Here is a 17,345-nt window from a genome sequence, read left to right on the forward strand (position 1 = left end):
CACAGTGCCCGCGACTCGGGCGCTCAGGGTGGCCCGACTGCGCCTAATATCGTTGTCGCCTGGTCCGGGATTCGGCCACGTACGCAGCGGAGGGAGGCCGGGTATGACGCTGTGGTGCCTGGGGGTGGACCTGGGAACCAGCTTCTCGGCAGGCGCGGTCGCGACCGGCGGACGGGTGGACATCCTGGAGGTGGGCGGGGAGCGCCGGGTGCCCTCCACCATTCTGCTGAACGAGCAGGGCGTGCTGGTGTCGGGCAGGGTGGCGCAGCGGTCCATGGTCCGCTATCCGGAACGGGTGGAGCGTAACCCCAAACGTTACGTGGGCCGCCAGGCCATGCTGCTCGGCGGCGTGCCGGTGGACGTCAAGGACGCGATGGCCGCCATCCTGGAGCTCTTCGTGGCCGAGGGGCGCACCCGCTTCGACGGCAAGGACCCGGCCACCGTCGTGCTGACCTGTCCCGTGGCCTGGCGTCCCGACCGGCGGGAGGTGCTCATGGCGGCCGGGCGGCAGGTGGTCCCGTCGGCGGCCATCTCGATCGTCGAGGAGCCGGTCGCCTCGGCGCTGCACTACGCCTCCCTGCACAGCGTCTCCGGCGGCCGCCAGGTGGCCGTGTACGACCTGGGCGGCGGCACCTTCGACACGGCGGTGCTGGTCGCCAAGGGCGAGGAGTTCACCGTCGTGGGGGAACCCGGCGGGGACGACATGATCGGCGGCGAGATCTTCGACGAGCGGGTCTTCGCCTTCCTCGGCGCCCAGCTGGAGCACTCGGCCGCCGAGTGGTGGACCGAGGTGAGCGGCAACCCCGACCGCAAGTACCGGGCCGCCGCCGCCGACCTGCTGGACGAGGCCCGGGTGGCCAAGGAGACCCTCTCCCACTTCGACACCGCCAGCCAGTACGTGGCGGGCGCGGACGTGGACGTCCAGATCTCCCGGGCCGACCTGCACGCCCTGGTCGGGGCGGACATCGTGCGCACCGCCGACATCCTCGACGAGACGATCACCGCCGCTCGCGTGGACAAGCGCGATTTATCAGGAATTTTCCTGACTGGCGGGGCCAGCCGCATGCCGCTGGTCCACGACACCCTCAAGGCCCGCCACGGCGACCTGGTCCGCACCTACGACGACCCGAAGATCGTGGTCGCGCTGGGCGCCGCGCGTATGGCCTGGTCGCTGCACAAGCCGGTGATCAAGCCCGCCCCCAAGGCGGAGGCGGGGCCGCTGAAGACCGTCATGGAGGGCGTGCTTGGGGTCCGGGCCACCCTCAACGGCACCTACGCCCTCTGCCTGGACGGCGACCGGCATCTGCTCCGCCGCATCGACGTGGCCTCCGGCCGGGTCGACCGGGAGCTGGAGTTCGGCCAGGTGATCGACTGGGCGGCCAGCGACCAGGGGGTGCTGGTGGCCGAGCGCGGCCCGGGCGGCGCGGTGCTCCGTACCATGACCCCCGAACTGGTCATCCGGTCCACCCAGCTCGCCCCCGGCGCCTCCGACGTGCGTACCCTCGCCCGGGGGCCCGCCGCCTGGGCCTTCTTCCGGAACGGTCCGGTGCCGGTGGACAACTCCAACGGCCTGCCCTGGGGGGAGACCGGCGAGCTGGTCATGCTGGAGTTCGGTCTCAGCGGCTTCTTCCAGGAACCGGCCAGGATCTCCCTGGGACCGTCCGCGCAGTGGTTCGTGAACGAGGACGGTACCAGCCGCCGCCTGCTCGACCAGGACAGCCCGACCGGCATCGAACCCGCCCTGGCCGTCGGCTCCCCGGGCTGCACGGTGGTGCTCGGCCAGTTCCGGACCCGGGGCATGTACCAGAACCAGTACCAGGGCTTCCAGCCGTGGCAGGTGTTCTGCGTGATCGACCCGGGCGGCCGGGTGGTCCGGGTGGATCGTCACCCGCCGAACTGGCTCCAGCAGGTGGTGCTGCACGAGGGGAAGTGGTTCGTGGCCACCAGCACCGGCCTGGAGATCGACGCCGCCCCGCATCCGCCCCGGGTGCTCGGCACCCGCCCCCGCACGGGCGCGGTCCGCTGGTTCCCGGCCGGCCGGGAGATGTACGCCATCGGCATGGACACCGTGCTGCCCTCCCGGGGCTGGTCGGTGGTGCACTGCGACCGCTCCACCGGCGCCCTGCGCACTCTGGCCCACGAGCCGGACACGACGCTCCTCGGCCACCTCACCTCGCGCGCCCTCGCCGAGCGCCCCCGGGTGGTGGTGGACGGCGAGAACCTCTGGATCGGCGTCTCAGGCGCCCGCGGCACCTCCCGGATCATGCACGTCAACCCGACCCGGGTCCGCCAGGCGCTGAGCGCTCCCGGCTGGGCCGAGCCCCTGGCCAGAACCCCGGAGGGCCTGCTCTGCCTGCGCGTGCCCACAGCCGCCCCCGGCCCCGAACAGTCCCAGCCGGGACGGCTCTGCCTGCTCCGCGACTAGAGCCTGGGTCGCGCGACCCAGGCTCTACCGCGATGAGGCCCTACTGCGCCGCGAGCGACGTGGCGATCTCCTGGCGGAGGCCCGCCGCGCGTTCGGTGAGCGCCGCGATGGTGGTCAGCCGCTTCGTCGCCTCCTCGCGGGCGTTGAGCTTGTCGGCGGCCGAACCCGCCGCCAGCTTCCGCAGCTCGGCCCGCCGCGCCTCCAGGTCCTTGCGCTGGGTGGCCAGCGCGGTGTCCGCGCTCTGCTCCACGGTGGCCCGCCAGTTGGCCACCTCCCGCTCCAGGGTCAGCGTGATCTCGCTGCCCGCCTGGGTGAACTGTTCCTGAAGGAGCCGTCGCAGCGCCTGCTGGTTGCGGCTCACCTCGTCCCACTCGCGCCGCCGTACCAGGACGGCCGCGGCCAGCGCCGGGCCGACGAGGAAGCCGATCGGGTTCAGGTGGGCGATGATCAGGCCGAGGCTGACCGCCATCGCGGCGGCCGGCACGCCCTCCCGGAACATGTCCACCTTCCCGGCCGCCGACGGCTCGCTCTTCAGCTCGTGCGACCAGACCCGGGGCATCGCCACCTTGGCCAGGTCCATGTCCATCGGCTCCAGCCGGAGCGAGGTCAGGAACTCGTTGAGCGCGGCCCCGACCAGCTTGCTCACCTCGGCGACGATCTCCTCCCAGGCGGCCTGGATGGACCGCTCGACGCTCTCCGGCAGCTGCTGGAGGTACTTCTCCAGGTCGGCCCGCTTGGTCAGCTCTCCGACCGCCTGCTCGTACGGCTGCCGCACCCGGGCCATGTGGGCGCGCACGATGGTGGCCACCTCCCGGCCCAGGAACTGGTTGCCCACCGCGTACCTGCGCCGCTCCTTGGCGATCTCGTTCAGCTCCTCGACGGCCCGCTCCACCTCGGCCAGCCGCTTGGCGGGCTCGGCCTGGTCGTCGGAGGACCCGGCCACGTGGTCGGTGGCCACCGCGCCCAGGGCGGCCAGCACGGAGGCGCAGGCGGAGACCACGGTGGCGCTGCGGGCCAGCTCCCGGCCCGCGGCCCTGGCCCGTACGTACTCCTCCAGGCGGCCGATGCCGCTGCGGGCGTGCAGCTGGTCGGCGCGCTCGGCGCGGCCCAGCGAGCGCTGCGCGGCGGCGGCCTCGGCGAGCTTGGCGCTGACCGGCAACCAGGCCGCGTTGAGCAGGACGTCGGCGTGCTGGGGCGCCGAGTCGGCCACGAAGGTCTCCAGGCGGCGGCGGTTCTCGGCCAGCAGCGCCTGCCAGTTGTGCGAGTCCTCCACCTTGGTGAGCACGAAGGTGACCGCCTGCACCCGCTCCACCGCCTCGGCCAGGAACTCCAGCTCGTGCCGGAGCACCGGCTGGTCCTGGGCGCTGAGCGCGAACAGCAGCGCGTCCGCGCGCTGCAGGATGGCCACCGTGGCCTGCCGGTGGCCCACGGTGAGGCTGTCCACCCCGGGCGTGTCCAGCAGCCGCACGCCCTCCAGCAGCGGGTGGTCCATGGTGATCTCCACGCTGACCACCTCCCGGCGCTTGGCCGGGTCGCCGGACATGGCGGCGTAGTCGGTGATCTCCTCCGGGTCGATCGGGAAGCTCTCGTCGGCCCGGTTGACCTGGGCGGCGAGCACCGGACCCCGGCGCAGCCCCAGATAGCAGTTGGTGGCCACGTCGGCGTCCACCGGCAGCAGCCCGGGACGGCCGACCAGCGCGTTGATCAGGCGGCTCTTGCCGCGCTTCTGCGCCCCGGCCACCACGATGGTGGTCTCGGTCTCCTTCCACCGGGCGGCGACCTCGGCCAGCACCTGGGCCAGGTCGGGCCGCCCGGCCTGCTTGGCCAGCGTGTTGACCTCGTTGGCCAGGCGCAGCACTCGGTTGACCAGCTCAGCCGACATGCGGGGAACCTTCCTGTACGGCGAACGCGAGCTGGGCGTAGCTGTCGCTGACGCTCTCCGCCGCGCGACGGTCCATGGTGAACGTGAGGAACTGACTGAGCGAGCGGAACCGCGTGCTCCACGCCGCCGCGTACCCGGCCACCTCCTGGGCGGAGGCGCCCGGCGCGCCGACCTGGGCGGCCCCGTCGGCGCCGGCCAGCAGGCGGGACAGGGCCTCCCGGTCCTCGGCGGGAACCAGCGGCGAGGCCAGCAGGCGGCGGACCGCCTCGGCGTTGACGGGGGTCGCCGCGAGCGGCGGCGCGGGCGGCGGCGGGGCGGGTTCCGCGCGTGGGAAGGCGAGGTCCTCCAGCACGCCGAGCACGTCCCTGGCGCGCTGGCCGCCGATCCGGCCGCGTTCGATCATCGCCCGGGCGCGCCACCGCTCGGTGGCCCGCCTGGCCGCCTCGGGGACCTCCGCCGCCGGTACGCCGAGCTGCTCGGCGGGGTCGTCGGAGCGGGCCAGCCGGAGCAGCTCGTCGTGCATCTCGTCGGTGAGCACCAGCTGGCCCCGGGCCACCGCCTCCACGGCGGCGAAGACCCGCAGCCCGGAGAGCCCGGCGGCGATCGGCTTGGTCTCGTCCAGTTCGTCGGCCAGCGCGTCCAGGGTGGCCAGGTCGTTGCCGAAGGCCGGGGCGCGGGAGATGCGGCGGAGCTGGGTGATCGCGGAGAGCGCCTTCAGCTGGTCGGCCCGGCGGGCGAAGTGCGCGATGCCCCCGGCCACGGTGCCCGAGCGTGCGGCCGCCCCGAATCCCGAATTTTCCAGCAAGGTGCGGCGGATCGCCTCGGAGCCCTGGGGGCTGGCGGTCACCGCGGTGCGTAAGCCGTACCGGTGCAGGTGGCGGACCAGGGAGTGGGCCACCTCGGGGGTGAGCGGGGAGTCGGGGGAGTCGGCCAGGTCGTCCAGGTCGAGCAGGAGGAACTCCAGGTCGGCCTCGTCGAGTTCGGCCAGTTGCGCCAGGCCGTCCAGTTCGGCCGGGCCCAGCGCCCCCGTGCCGGCCGTCTCGGCGAGCAGGCCGATCACCGGGACCACGTCGAAGACCGAGGCCCGCAGGTCCGTGTACGCCCGGGCGGCCAGCCGCCTGGCGGTCGGCCACGGGTCCTCCTCGTCCCCGCGCCGGTCGATCTGGCTCAGCACGGCCAGCGTGTTCACGCAGGTCATGCCGCACGCCTCGGTGAGGCCGCGGAACTCGGCCAGGGTGGTGTCGTCGAAGGCCTGCACGTAGCGGAGCACGTAGATGAGCGCCTGGGCGCGGTCGTCGTCCTGGTCGGTGCCGAAGATCATGCGCCGGGCGGCCTGCTCGTTCTCCACGGTCACCGTGTTCATGCCGGGGGTGTCCACCACGGTGATCGCGCGCAGCGTGTCCGAGGCGAGCTGGACGCGGATCCTCCGTACCGTCTCGATGGGCACGCCGAGGTCGCTGGGCAGGCGGTGGCCGGGGAGCAGGCGGGTGGTCGTGGTGTGGCCGTTGTCGCACTCCACGTCGACCCGGCCGTCGTCGGGACCGTACTCGTACTGGGTGACCACGCGGGTGCACTCGCCCGCGTCCACCGGGGCGACCGGCAGGCCGAGCAGGGCGTTGACCAGGGTGGACTTGCCGCTGCTCACCGCGCCCGCCACGGCGATCTGCAGGGGCGCGTCCAGGCGGGCCCGGACCTGGCGGACGCGCTCGCGCAGGGCGGGGTCGGTGAGGCGGGCCGCGGTGGTGGCGCAGAGCTCACGGAGCCGGTCGCCGGCGGTCGGAGCGGTGGTCACAGGTGCCATCCCGCGTCTCCGGGGTCGTCGCCGGAGTCATACTCGATCGGTATGTCCGGGGAAAGATCGTCGAAAGCCAGGGTGTAGTCCTCGGCGAAGTCCTCGTACAGGTCGGGGATCTCGACGTCGTCGCTGGTCATCGTCTCCTCGAACATGGCCTGGCTCTCCGCCGCCGTGGGGACGGGGAGATCGCCGAAGAGGAGGTCGTGGAACGCGCCCACGTCGTCCCCCTCCAGGGCCTCATTACGGTCGAATATCATGCCGTGTCATCCCGTGTCGGAGTAGCCGCACGCGTGGTCTGATCGTCGCAGTTGTTCCGAATCCGGGAGGACACCCGCCGCATGCCTGGCAACCTTGTCGGCGATGACGACCTCTTACCTCGTGGCATCCTGCCGGAGGACGTCCCAGATGACGCCACGCTCGTGGCGGCCGCGCGCGCCGGTGACGGCGAGGCGTTCCGGCGATTATGGGCGCCGGTCGAGCGGCGCGCCTTCGGTCTCTGCTTCCACCTCACCGACAACCGTTCCGACGCGCTGGACGCGCTCCAGGAGGCGCAGCTGGCGGCTTGGCGGGGAATGGACCGTTTCGAGGGGCGGGCGCCGTTCGCGGCCTGGGTGCTGGCCATCGCCCGCAACGCCGCGCTCTCGGTGATCCGCCGCCGCAACCCGCACGACGACCTGCTCTTCCCCGAGGCGGCTGAGCCGCGGGCGGCGGAGAGCGGGTTCGACGAGACCGTGGCCGGGCTGGTGGACCTGCGCCGCGCGCTGGCCACGCTCACCCCGGCGCACCGCGAGGCGCTGCTGCTCTGGGCGGGCGGGCTGACGTACGAGCAGACGGCGGCCACGCTGGAGGTGCCGCTGAACACCGTGAAAGTCTGGATATTTCGGGCACGGAAGAGTCTGCGGGAGCTGCTGGGGTAACCGGTCACGACGCCCCGTCCCACCGGTAGACCACGACCCTCGGCACCCGGAGCACCCGCTCGCCGTCCACGTACCCGGTCCGGATGGTCGCCGAGACCGTGTCGTGCAGGCGGGGGTCGTCGGTGGGGGTGGTGTCCACGGCCTCGTGCACCCGGCCGTCGAAGGGCTGGCCCTCGGCGCGTACCTCGCGGATGCCGGCCGTCGCCAGCGCGGCCGCGAGCCGGTCGGCCTGGGCGGGGAAACGTCCGGCCAGCTGGTCCCGGAAGCGGACGCAGGCACGCGCCAGTTCGTCCCGCCCGGCGGGGCCGGCCAGCAGGCGGTCGATCTGCTCGGAGATCGCCGCACTCGCGCCGCTCGCCGCGACCTCGGCCAGGGCCGGTCGCAGGGGATCGCCCGGGGGCGGTGGCGGCGCGGCGGCCGTCCGTGGTCGACGGCGGGAGAGCTGGGTGATCGTCAGGGCGCCCCCGGCGACCACGCCGACCAGGATCGCGACGCCCCCGATCAGCCAGGGCAGGCGGCTGGGCTCAGCATGTTCGATGATCACCGGCTGTCCCGGGGCACGGAGCGGGTCCAGACCCTCGGGCGCGGTTTCCGCCTTCGCGCAGCCCGCCAGCACGGCCGCGGCGCACAGGAGCACCAGGCGGGCGATGATCGGCATGCGAGCTCCACGTGGCGGTTGGAAGGGGTGGGTCAGAGACGGCCCGGCGGGGAGGGGAGCGCCGGGTCGGCTTCTGCTCGATCACATGTTGCTGTACACGACGGCCCCGATGATCATCCCGAGGACCATGCACACACCTGCGGTGATCGCCGCGGGCACGCCGAGCTTCTCACCGCGCCGGTGTCCGACGATACCCAGCGCGATGCCGATCGGGCCGAGCACGATCGGCACGAACAGCAGCGCCAGGACCCCGAGGATGAAGGCGATGATCGACATCGTCGGGGCGCCACTGGGCGGCTTCTGCCCGTACGGCTGGCCGTACTGGGGTGGCGGCGGTGCGTACTGGTACCCGGGTTGCGGCTGCTGGGGCGGCAGGGGCGCGTTCGGGTCGTAGGGCGGGAGCTGCTGACCGTAGGAGCCGGGGGGCGGCTGCGTTGGGTCGTACGGGTTCCCCATGTCGGATATGCCTTCCGTCTACTGGAACGTTCCTGGGGGCGCGATGCGCTCCAGGACCTAGCTGCCGGTGACGCCGGACTCCGCGCTCGGGTCGGCGCCGGCCTGCGGGAACAACGCGTCGTCGGCGGGCGCGCTGCCGGTGGAGCCGCCGTAGCTCGCGTCGACGACGCCGTCGTTGTTGGTGTCGAACAGCGCCTCGTCCGCGACGCCGTCGGCGTTATAGTCGATGTACTCGGCGTTGGCGACGCCGTCCCCGTCGGTGTCGTACCGCTCGATGTCGGCCACGCCGTCGCCGTTGGTGTCGACCAGTTCGACGTCGGCGACGCCGTCCAGGTTGGTGTCGATGATCATGGAGTCGGCCACGCCGTCGCCGTTGCTGTCGATCACCGCGGACTCGTAGTAGCCGTCGCCGTCGCTGTCGACCCAGGTGGCGTTGGCGGTCTCAGCGTCGAACACGTCCATTTTCGTTCTCCAGAATGAGGTGGGTGGATCGTCATGGTGGTAGATGACGGCCGGGACCACTTTGTTTCACCGGATCCGGGAACGGTTCAACGATTTTTTCGCCGGCTATCCGGCGCGCTCGGTGACCGTGTCGTAGACGCTGAAGCCGCGGGCCTGGTAGTTGGGCAGGGCGGCCGGGCCGTCCAGCGAGCAGGTGTGCACCCAGACCCGCCGGGTGGTCTCCCGCGGCAGGCGTTCGGCCAGGTCCCAGGCCCGCTCCAGGGCGAAGGCGAGCAGGTGCCCGCCGATGCCCTTGCCCATCGCGTACGGCAGGAGCCCGAAGTAGGCGATCTCCACGTTGCCTTCCGGCTGGCCCTGGAGCTGCGCGTAACCGGCCGGGGTGCCGCGTTCGTAGGCCACCCAGGTCTCCACCTCGGCGGCCAGCCAGTCCGACCACTGCTCGGGGGTCCAGGTCAGCCGGTCGGTCCAGTGCCAGCCGCCGCCCACCGCCGTGTAGAGGAACCGGCTGAATTCGGGGGAGGGGAGCTCGGCCCTGACGATCTCCACCGGCACCCGCGGGGGCCGGGATTTGCGCAGGTCGGCCGGGCTGGTCTGCTCCAGATACCAGGTGGTCACGTCCATCGCGCCATCCAAGCACACCGGTCTGGGGCGCAAAACGTCGGCCCGAGCTGGTACTAAGGATGCCGTGACCGAAGAAGAGGTGTTGCGGGACGAGGCCGAGGGCCGGTTGCGGGCGCTGGCGGGGCCGGACGCCCGGCTGCGCGAGGACCAGTGGGCGGCGATCAAGGCCCTGGTGCTGGACCGGCGCCGCGCCCTGGTCGTGCAGCGCACCGGGTGGGGCAAGTCGGCGGTCTACTTCGTGGCCACCGCGCTCCTGCGCGATCTCGGCGAGGGGCCGACCGTGATCGTCTCGCCGCTGCTGGCGCTGATGCGGAACCAGATCGCGGCGGCCGAGCGGGCCGGCATCCGCGCCGCCACCGTGAACTCGGCCAACACCGAGGAGTGGGAGAAGATCTACGCCCAGGTCGCCGAGGGCGCCGTCGACGTGCTCCTGGTCAGTCCGGAACGGCTGAACAACCCCGACTTCCGCGACCAGGTGCTGCCCGAGCTGGCGGAGAGCGCCGGGCTGGTGGTGGTGGACGAGGCGCACTGCATCTCCGACTGGGGTCACGACTTCCGGCCGGACTACCGGCGCCTGCGCACGATGCTGGCCGAACTGCCGCCCGGGGTGCCGGTGCTGGCCACCACCGCCACCGCCAACGCCCGGGTCACCCGGGACGTGGCCGAGCAGCTGGCCGTCGGCCCGGAGTGGGCGGAGGCGCCGGAGCCGCTGGTGCTGCGCGGGCCGCTGGAGCGGGAGAGCCTGCACCTGGGCGTGGTCCGGCTGCCCGGGGCGGACCAGCGGCTGGCCTGGCTGGCGCAGACCCTGCGGGAGCTGCCCGGCTCGGGAATCGTTTACACGCTGACCGTGTCGGCGGCCCAGGAGATCGCCGCCTACCTGCGCGAGCAGGGCCATCCGGTGGCCGCCTACTCCGGGCAGACCGAGCCGGCCGAGCGGCTGGCCGCCGAGCAGGACCTGCTCGACAACCGGATCAAGGCGCTGGTGGCCACCTCGGCGCTGGGCATGGGGTTCGACAAGCCCGACCTCGGGTTCGTGATCCATGTCGGGGCGCCGCAGTCGCCGGTGGCGTACTACCAGCAGGTCGGGCGGGCCGGGCGCGGGGTCGCCCGGGCTGAGGTGATCCTGCTGCCCGGGGCGGAGGACCAGCAGATCTGGGCCTACTTCGCCTCACTCGCCTTTCCCCCTGAATCCGTCGTGAGGGCGACGCTCGCGGCGCTCGGCGAGGGCACGCTGTCCACGGCCGCGCTCGAATCGCGCGTCGACCTCAGCCGGAGCCGCCTGGAGATGATGCTCAAGGTCCTCGATGTGGACGGGGCCGTGCGCCGGGTGAAAGGCGGCTGGCAGGCCACCGGCGAGCCCTGGGCCTACGACGCGGACCGGTACGCCCGGGTCAGCGCCGAACGCAAGGCCGAGCAGGACGCGATGATCGCCTACATCGCCACCACCGAGTGCCGGGAACAGTTCCTCCGCCACCATCTCGACGACCACTCCGCCACGGCCTGCGGCCGTTGCGACAACTGCACCGGCGTGCACCGGGCGCCCTCGACCGACCCCGCCGCCGTCCAGGCCGCCCACGAGCGCCTCGTCCGCCCCGGCGTCGACCTGGAACCCCGCCGTCAGTGGCCGACCGGCCTGCCCGACCTCACCGGCCGCATCAAACCCGAACTCATCGCCGAGACCGGCCGCGCCCTCGGCCGCCTCACCGACCTCGGCTGGGGCCCCCGCCTCCGCGACCTGCTCGCCGCCCCCGACGCCCCCATCCCCGACGACGTCTTCACCGCCGTGGTCGCCGTCCTCAAATCCTGGAACTGGCCCCACCGCCCCACCGCCGTGGTCGCCATCCCCTCATCCACCCACCCCCTCCTCATCACCTCCCTGGCCGACCGCCTCTCCCAGGTAGGCCGCCTCACCAACCTCGGCCAACTCGGCTACCGCACCGGCCCCCCCGGCCGCCAGCACAACAGCGCCCAACGCCTCCAGGCCCTCCGCGCCACCCTCGCCACCCCGCGCGACCTCTCCACCCAAATCGCCACCGCCCCCGGCCCCATCCTCCTCATCGACGACCACACCCAAACCGGCTGGACCCTAACCCTCGCCACCGCCCAACTCCGCCACGCCGGCGCCCCCGCCGTCCTTCCCCTGGTCCTCGCGACCACCTGAAAACCACCTCACCCGCTCTGCTCCCAAGCAGGAGGTGAATAGAGTCTCCTTCCGTACAATGATTCGGTGGACCGTCGGATAGTCCCTTGGCGACGGATTGAGCCACTGGCGCCCCTCAACGGCGAGATCGCCACGCGTCTGGCCGGCGTGGATGCCCTACAGGGCGCGTGGAAAGACGTTCAGGCAAGGGCGAGCGTTGCCGAAATTGAGGCGTCCCTGAAAAGAAGGCTGCGCAAGCACGCCATCGAGACCGGGATTATCGAGCGCCTCTACGACGTCAGCTGGGGAGTTACCGAAGCCCTGGTCGCGGAAGGTTTGACAACCGAAGTCGCCCTTTCCGAAGGCAATGTGACGGAATCGACACTCTTGGTCGATGATGCCCTTGCCTCCGCGATTGGTCGCTTCTCCGAACATCTCGCGTGAAAAAATGGCCCCAGCTCAGGCGCTGGGCGACGATACCATAATTACGAAAACGCCCCAGTGCCGCCTCTGATGCAAGCGGCCTGGGGCTTTTTCCTCTGGGTCCACTGCATCCGCATCCGCCCCGGCGGGCACCGCGACGACACCTGAAGGTTGTGGGGCAATAAGGCTTATCGGTGCTCGTTGCCCCACCGGGGGTCGTACCGGGACTAGAGGCGGGGGCGGGCGCCCAGGTTGGCGATGCACTTGGCGGCTAGGGCGTTGCCTGCGGAGAGGGCGTCGGCGGGGGGCTTGCCGTTTAGCCAGCTGGGGAGGAAGCCTGCGGTGAAGGCGTCGCCGGCGCCGGTGCCGTCGACTACGCGGTCGACGGTTTCGGCGGGGACGCGGACGGGCTCGCTGCGGCTGTTGGTGTACCAGAGCGAGCCGTCTTTGTTGAGCTTGATGACGACCTGGGGGAACCAGGCGGTGAGCACCTTGGCGGCGGCCTCCGGCTCGTCGCGGCCGGTGAGGACCTTGGCCTGGTCGGCGTTGGCGAACAGGAGCTTGGCCCCGTGCGTCCACTCCAGGAAGGGTTCGGCGCCGGTCCGCTCGATGGGCGCGGAGGAGGCGCAGTCCACCGAGATGGACATCCCGGCCCGCCGGGCGAGGTCGAGCGCGGCCAGACCCGCGTCCCGCGAGCCCTCGCAGATCAGCGTGTACCCGGACACGTGCAGGTGGCCGCCCTGGCTGAACAGGTCCCGGGGCAGGTCCTCGGGGGACAGCGCCGCGTTGGCTCCCGGGTCGGACAACATGGTCCGCTCGCCCTTGTGGGTCACCAACACCACGCAGGTCCCGGTCGGCCGCTCGGGGTCCATGACGAGGCGCGCGTCCACCCCGTACCCCATCAGCTCCATGTCGCGGTTGCGCCCGGTGATGTCAGCCCCCCGGCGCCCGATGAAGGCCACCTCGGAGCCTTCCACGGCGAGCCAGGAGGCGATGTTCGCACCCGACCCACCGCCGTGCATGGTCACAACCGCCGGGGTGTCACTGGCGCGGGCGAGGGGGAACCTGGCACGCGCGACCGCGTCGGTCATGAGATCGCCCACCACGACGACCCGGGTCATGATGTCACCACCTTGCCAACTGCTGAGTGAAGGTGAGTCTGCCGCACCATTGGGGGGTCGGCGTCCTCTCCGTGCGATATGAGGCTGACGCCGAGAAACTTAACAGCTTCCGGCAACGTCGTGGGGGTAGAGCGGACAGTCGGGCACAGTCGATGCACAAGCGTTGCCCAACCCCCGCAAGTCCGGAATGCCACGACACGCAGGCCAGGCCCGACATGACTACGCTCGGGCCTGTGGAACCAAGCTACCCGGCCCACTGGGAAGCCGACGTTGTCCTGTCCGACGGCGGAACCGCGCACATCCGCCCGATCCGCCCGAGCGATGCCGACCTGTTGCGCGAGTTCTACTCCCGCCTCTCCGACCAGACGATCTACTTCCGTTTCTTCGGCCCCCGCCCCCGGCTCTCCGACCGGGAGATCGCCTGGTTCACCAACGTCGACTACGACGACCGGGTGGCCCTGATCGCCACCATCGGCACGGACATGGTGGCGGTCGTCAGGTACGACCGCGTACAACCCCCCGACCACGCCGAAGTGGCCTTCCTGGTCGAGGACGCCCACCAGGGCCGGGGCATGGCCGCCGTCCTCATGGAGCACCTGCGCGCCGCCGCCAGGGAACGCGGCATCCGCACCTTCATCGCCGACGTGCTCCCCGCCAACCACCGCATGAACACCATGTTCCGCCAGGCGGGCTATACCGCGAAGAGCACGTTCGAGGACGGCGTGGTCCGCCTCACCCTCAACCTGGCCTCCACCGAGACGGCCGCGGAGGTCACCGCCGCCCGGGAGCACCGCGCCGAGGCCCGCTCGATCGCCCGCCTGCTCACCCCGGAGTCGGTGGCCGTCATCGGCGCCTCCCGCGAACCGGGCGGCATCGGCCAGACCGTGCTGCGCAACCTGCTCGCCGCCGACTTCACCGGCCCGGTCTACCCGGTGCACCGGGAGGTCCGCGCGGTGGCCGGAGTCCGCGCGTACCGGAATGTCTCGGCCATCGACGGCGAGGTGGATCTCGCGGTGGTCGCGGTGCCGGCCGAGAGCGTGCTCGGCGTGGTCGAGGAGTGCGCCAGGAAAGGCGTCAAAGGCCTGATCGTGGTCTCCAGCGGCTTCGGCGAGACCGGCGAGGAGGGCGGCAGCCGCCAGGCCGAACTGGTCCGGATCTCCCGCCTGTACGGCATGCGCGTGGTCGGCCCCAACTGCCTCGGCATCGCCAACACCGACCCGGCCATCCGCCTCAACGCAACCCTGGCGGCCACCCTGCCAGGCCGGGGCCGGGTCGGCTTCTTCAGCCAGTCCGGCGCCCTCGGCACCGCCCTGCTGCAACGGGTGGCCCAGCGCGGCATGGGCCTCTCCACCTTCGTCTCGGCCGGCAACCGGGCGGACGTGTCGGGAAACGACCTGCTCCAGTACTGGGAGGAGGATCCGGCCACCGACGTGATCCTGCTCTACCTGGAGTCCGTCGGTAACCCGCGGAAGTTCGTCCGGCTCGCCCGCCGGATCTGCCGTACGAAACCGGTCGTGGTGGTCAACTCCCGGGGCGGCCCGCGCGGGCACGCGGTCCCCGCGCTGGCGCTCCCGGACGCCGCACTGACCTCCCTGTACGCCCAGTCCGGCGTGATCAAGGTGGACGACCTGGCCCAGCTCTTCGACGTCGCCCAGCTGCTGGCCGGGCAGCCGCTTCCCGCCGGGCCCCGGGTCGGCCTGGTCGGCAATTCGGACGCGCTCACCCTGCTGGCCGCCGACGCCTGCCTGGCCGCAGGTCTTGAGCCCGCCCCGCCGGTCAACCTGGGCGCGCGGGCGGGCGCGGCCGAGTTCGGCAAGGCGCTGGCGGCCACCGTCGGCGAGGTGGACGCGGCGGTGGTGGTGTACGCGCCGCCGATCCCCGGCGCGGCCGACGAGGTGGCCGCCGAACTACTCCGGGTGGCCCAGGAGTCCGGCAAACCGGTCCTGGCCACCTTCAACGGCGAACCGGGCTTCCCGCCCGCGCTCCGCCTGCCCGGCGAAGGGCCGCCGTTCGGCTCGATCCCGTCCTATCCCGCCCCGGAGGAGGCCGTCCGCGCGCTCGCCCACGCCGTCCGGTACGCCCGCTGGCGCGCCGAACCGGCAGGGACCGTACCCGACCTGGACGTGGACCGCGACGGCGCCCGCCGCCTGGTCGAAGCCACCCTGGCCGAGCACGGCGAGGTGGAGATCGACGCCACCGAGCTGCTCGCCCGCTTCGGTATCACCGTCACCGGCGCCGGCCGCCCCGGCTGGCCGGTGGTCACCGTGACCGCGCGGGAGGGCGGGTTCGGGGCGGTCGTCTCCTTCGGACTCGGCGAGATCACCGCCCGGCTGCTCGGCGACGTCGCCTACCGGCTGGCCCCGCTGACCACCGAGGACGCCGCCGGCCTGGTCCGGGCCGTGCGCGCCGCCCCGCTGCTGTTCGGCGAGTACGGCTACCCGCCCGTGGCCGTGCCCGCGCTGGAGGAACTGCTGGTGCGGGTGGGGCTGCTCGCGGACGCGCTGCCCGAGCTGGCCAGGCTCGATCTCGACCAGGTGGTGGTCGACGATCGGGAGGCCATCGTGGTGGCGGCCAGGGCACTGCTGCGCCCCGTGGTGGAACCCCTGCTGGACGGCGGGCCGCGCCGCCTGGCCTGACCGCCCGATCGGCGGGCCCATATCGAGCCTGCCGGTAAGGGGGCTCCGCTGGTGAAAAGCGCGTGCGCGACAGGGCAGGATGGACCCATGAGGGATACCCGAGTCTCGGCAGCCGATCTGCGCGAGGCCATCGACCGCAGCGGCTACTACCCCGACCTGGTCGCCGACGCGGTCGACTCCGCCCTGGGCAAGGAGCAGGTGACGGCGTTCGTGGTCCACCACGAGGCCACCTTCGATCCGGCCATGGAGGTGCGCAGGCACGTCACCGTGCTGGTGTTGTCGCCGACCCGGCTGCTGGTCTGCCACACCGACGAGCACCCCCCGGCCGAGGGCATGCCCGCCTCGCACGCCTCCACCACCACCGAAGCGGTCCGGCTGAGCCGGATCCAGTCCGTCGCGCTCACCCGCCTGGTGCCCGACCCCGCGTCGTACGTGCCGGGCGTGCCGCCCAGCGAGGTCACGCTCACCATCGGCTGGGGCGCCATCGCCCATGTCGACCTGGAGCCCGCCACCTGCGGGGACGAGAACTGCGACGCCGACCACGGCTACACCGGCGCGGTCACCGCCGACGACCTCCAGCTCCGGGTGAGCGAGGCCGCCGACGGTCCCGGCGCGGTCAGCCACGTGCTCGCCTTCGCCCGCGCGCTCTCCGAGGCCACGGCTCGCGCGGGGAACTGACCGATGGCCACCCCCTACCTTCCCGGGTACGGCACGGCCTCGCTGAGTGACTTCGCCACGTCCTTGTTCGCCACCTTCGGCGGGGCCAGGCCCAACACGCTGGAGCTGGAGCCCGCGCCCAGGGTCTGCCTCTTCCTGGTGGACGGGATGGGCGCCGACCTGCTGCGCGAGCATCCCGAGACGGCGCCCTTCCTGTCCGCGGCCTTCGGGAGGACGCTCACGGCCGGGTTCCCGTCCTCCACGCCGACCAGCCTGGCCACCCTCGGCACCGGGGGCACACCGGGCGAGCACGGCATGATCGGCATCAAGATGGCGGTGCCCGGCGAGCGCCGCCTGTTCAACTGCCTGCGCTGGACCGCGCCCGGCCTGCCCATCGACCCCGACATCTGGCAGCCCGCGGAGACCGTCTTCCAGCGCCTGATCGGCCTCGACGTGGCGCCCGTGTACGTGGCCACCGGCGCCTTCGACGGAACCGGGCTCACCCGTGCCGTCTACCGCGGCGTGCACCACCTGCACGCCGAGACCGTCGAGGACCGCATCGAGGGGGTGCGGCACGCGCTGCGCTCCCCGCGCACCTTCGTGACCGTCTACTTCAGCGACCTGGACGGCGCGGGCCACCTGCGCGGCTGGGGCAGCCCGGAGTGGCTGGCGCAGCTGGCGGTCGCCGACCGGATGGCCGAGCGCCTCGCCGAGGTGCTGCCGCCGGGCACCACCATGTACGTCACCGCCGACCACGGGATGATCAACGCCACCGACAAGGTCGATCTCGACGACTATCCCGGCCTGCTGGAAGGGATCGAGCTGATCGGCGGCGAACCCCGCGCGCGGCACCTGTACACCGAACCCGGCGCCGCCTCCGCCGTCCTGGACACCTGGCGGGAGACCTTCGCCGACCGCGCCTGGGTGGTCTCCCGCGAGGAGGCCGTCCAGTCCGGCTGGTACGGCGAGTCGGTGCGCAAGGAGTGGCTGCCCAGGGTCGGCGACGTGGTCGCGGTCCCGTTCGCCGGAACCGTCCTCATCCCGGCCGCCGCCGAACCCCACGAATGGTCGATGATCGGCTACCACGGGTCCCTGACGCCCGCCGAACTCAACATCCCCCTCCTGGAAATCCACCGCTAGAGCACTCCGGAG

General features: G+C 72.3%; 15 protein-coding genes. 7 read left to right on the top strand and 8 right to left on the bottom strand.

Features of this window, described 5'->3' with window-relative positions:
• Positions 1-103 precede the first annotated feature (103 nt).
• Entirely contained in the window at positions 104-2,425 is a 2,322-nt protein-coding gene (locus tag KIP79_RS32750) for an Hsp70 family protein (RefSeq protein WP_214108830.1), read from the top strand.
• A 40-nt stretch (positions 2,426-2,465) separates the two neighbouring features.
• On the opposite strand, the gene KIP79_RS32755 is transcribed toward KIP79_RS32750, so the two are convergent.
• From KIP79_RS32755 to KIP79_RS32765, 3 genes are read right to left on the bottom strand one after another with little or no spacing between them, the layout of a single operon-like run.
• On the bottom strand, positions 2,466-4,307 hold the full coding sequence (locus tag KIP79_RS32755; RefSeq protein WP_214108831.1) for a dynamin family protein: 1,842 nt from the start codon (positions 4,305-4,307) through the stop codon (positions 2,466-2,468).
• Positions 4,297-6,099, bottom strand: coding sequence for a dynamin family protein (locus KIP79_RS32760; RefSeq protein ID WP_214108832.1), 1,803 nt, complete (start codon positions 6,097-6,099; stop codon positions 4,297-4,299). Before KIP79_RS32760 ends, KIP79_RS32755 begins: the two co-directional genes overlap by 11 nt.
• Positions 6,096-6,359 carry a hypothetical protein gene (locus KIP79_RS32765; protein ID WP_214108833.1) on the bottom strand — a complete coding sequence of 88 codons (264 nt, stop codon included), beginning with the start codon at positions 6,357-6,359 and terminating at the stop codon, positions 6,096-6,098. Before KIP79_RS32765 ends, KIP79_RS32760 begins: the two co-directional genes overlap by 4 nt.
• A gap of 81 nt (positions 6,360-6,440) precedes the next feature.
• On the opposite strand from KIP79_RS32765, the gene KIP79_RS32770 reads away from it, so the two are divergent.
• The gene (locus tag KIP79_RS32770) at positions 6,441-7,019 is read left to right on the top strand and encodes an RNA polymerase sigma factor (protein WP_214108834.1); all 579 of its coding nucleotides are present in this window, start codon (positions 6,441-6,443) and stop codon (positions 7,017-7,019) included.
• A gap of 4 nt (positions 7,020-7,023) precedes the next feature.
• Here KIP79_RS32770 and grpE read toward each other — a convergent pair whose 3' ends face one another.
• The 4 genes from grpE to KIP79_RS32790 form a co-directional block, all read right to left on the bottom strand.
• Positions 7,024-7,677, bottom strand: coding sequence for a nucleotide exchange factor GrpE (gene grpE, locus KIP79_RS32775; protein WP_214108835.1), 654 nt, complete (start codon positions 7,675-7,677; stop codon positions 7,024-7,026).
• 81 nt (positions 7,678-7,758) lie between these two features.
• Entirely contained in the window at positions 7,759-8,133 is a 375-nt protein-coding gene (locus tag KIP79_RS32780) for a hypothetical protein (protein WP_214108836.1), read from the bottom strand.
• A 57-nt stretch (positions 8,134-8,190) separates the two neighbouring features.
• Positions 8,191-8,595: a hypothetical protein gene (locus KIP79_RS32785; protein WP_214108837.1), complete on the bottom strand. Its 405-nt coding sequence runs from the start codon at positions 8,593-8,595 to the stop codon at positions 8,191-8,193.
• A 105-nt stretch (positions 8,596-8,700) separates the two neighbouring features.
• A complete protein-coding gene (locus KIP79_RS32790; protein ID WP_214108838.1) occupies positions 8,701-9,216 on the bottom strand; it encodes a GNAT family N-acetyltransferase in 516 nt (171 codons plus the stop codon).
• A 64-nt stretch (positions 9,217-9,280) separates the two neighbouring features.
• Here KIP79_RS32790 and KIP79_RS32795 point away from each other — a divergent pair, with 64 nt between their 5' ends.
• Together KIP79_RS32795 and KIP79_RS32800 are read left to right on the top strand one after the other, a co-directional pair.
• Positions 9,281-11,377 (top strand): RecQ family ATP-dependent DNA helicase, encoded by a 2,097-nt coding sequence (locus KIP79_RS32795; protein ID WP_308170010.1) that lies wholly within the window; start codon positions 9,281-9,283, stop codon positions 11,375-11,377.
• A gap of 66 nt (positions 11,378-11,443) precedes the next feature.
• A complete protein-coding gene (locus KIP79_RS32800) occupies positions 11,444-11,800 on the top strand; it encodes a hypothetical protein (protein ID WP_214108839.1) in 357 nt (118 codons plus the stop codon).
• A 206-nt stretch (positions 11,801-12,006) separates the two neighbouring features.
• On the opposite strand, the gene KIP79_RS32805 is transcribed toward KIP79_RS32800, so the two are convergent.
• Positions 12,007-12,900, bottom strand: a complete 894-nt coding sequence (locus KIP79_RS32805) for a carbohydrate kinase family protein (RefSeq protein WP_214108840.1) — start codon at positions 12,898-12,900, stop codon at positions 12,007-12,009.
• Positions 12,901-13,115: 215 nt separating this feature from the next.
• On the opposite strand from KIP79_RS32805, the gene KIP79_RS32810 reads away from it, so the two are divergent.
• The 3 genes from KIP79_RS32810 (at position 13,116) to KIP79_RS32820 (ending at position 17,333) form a co-directional block, all read left to right on the top strand.
• Positions 13,116-15,536: a bifunctional acetate--CoA ligase family protein/GNAT family N-acetyltransferase gene (locus tag KIP79_RS32810; protein WP_214108841.1), complete on the top strand. Its 2,421-nt coding sequence runs from the start codon at positions 13,116-13,118 to the stop codon at positions 15,534-15,536.
• A gap of 87 nt (positions 15,537-15,623) precedes the next feature.
• On the top strand, positions 15,624-16,214 hold the full coding sequence (locus KIP79_RS32815) for a DUF5998 family protein (RefSeq protein ID WP_214108842.1): 591 nt from the start codon (positions 15,624-15,626) through the stop codon (positions 16,212-16,214).
• Positions 16,215-16,217: 3 nt separating this feature from the next.
• Positions 16,218-17,333 (top strand): alkaline phosphatase family protein, encoded by a 1,116-nt coding sequence (locus tag KIP79_RS32820; RefSeq protein ID WP_214108843.1) that lies wholly within the window; start codon positions 16,218-16,220, stop codon positions 17,331-17,333.
• Positions 17,334-17,345 lie beyond the last annotated feature (12 nt).

The sequence above is a fragment of the Acrocarpospora catenulata genome (genome assembly GCF_018476525.1).
Classification (GTDB): domain Bacteria; phylum Actinomycetota; class Actinomycetes; order Streptosporangiales; family Streptosporangiaceae; genus Acrocarpospora; species Acrocarpospora catenulata.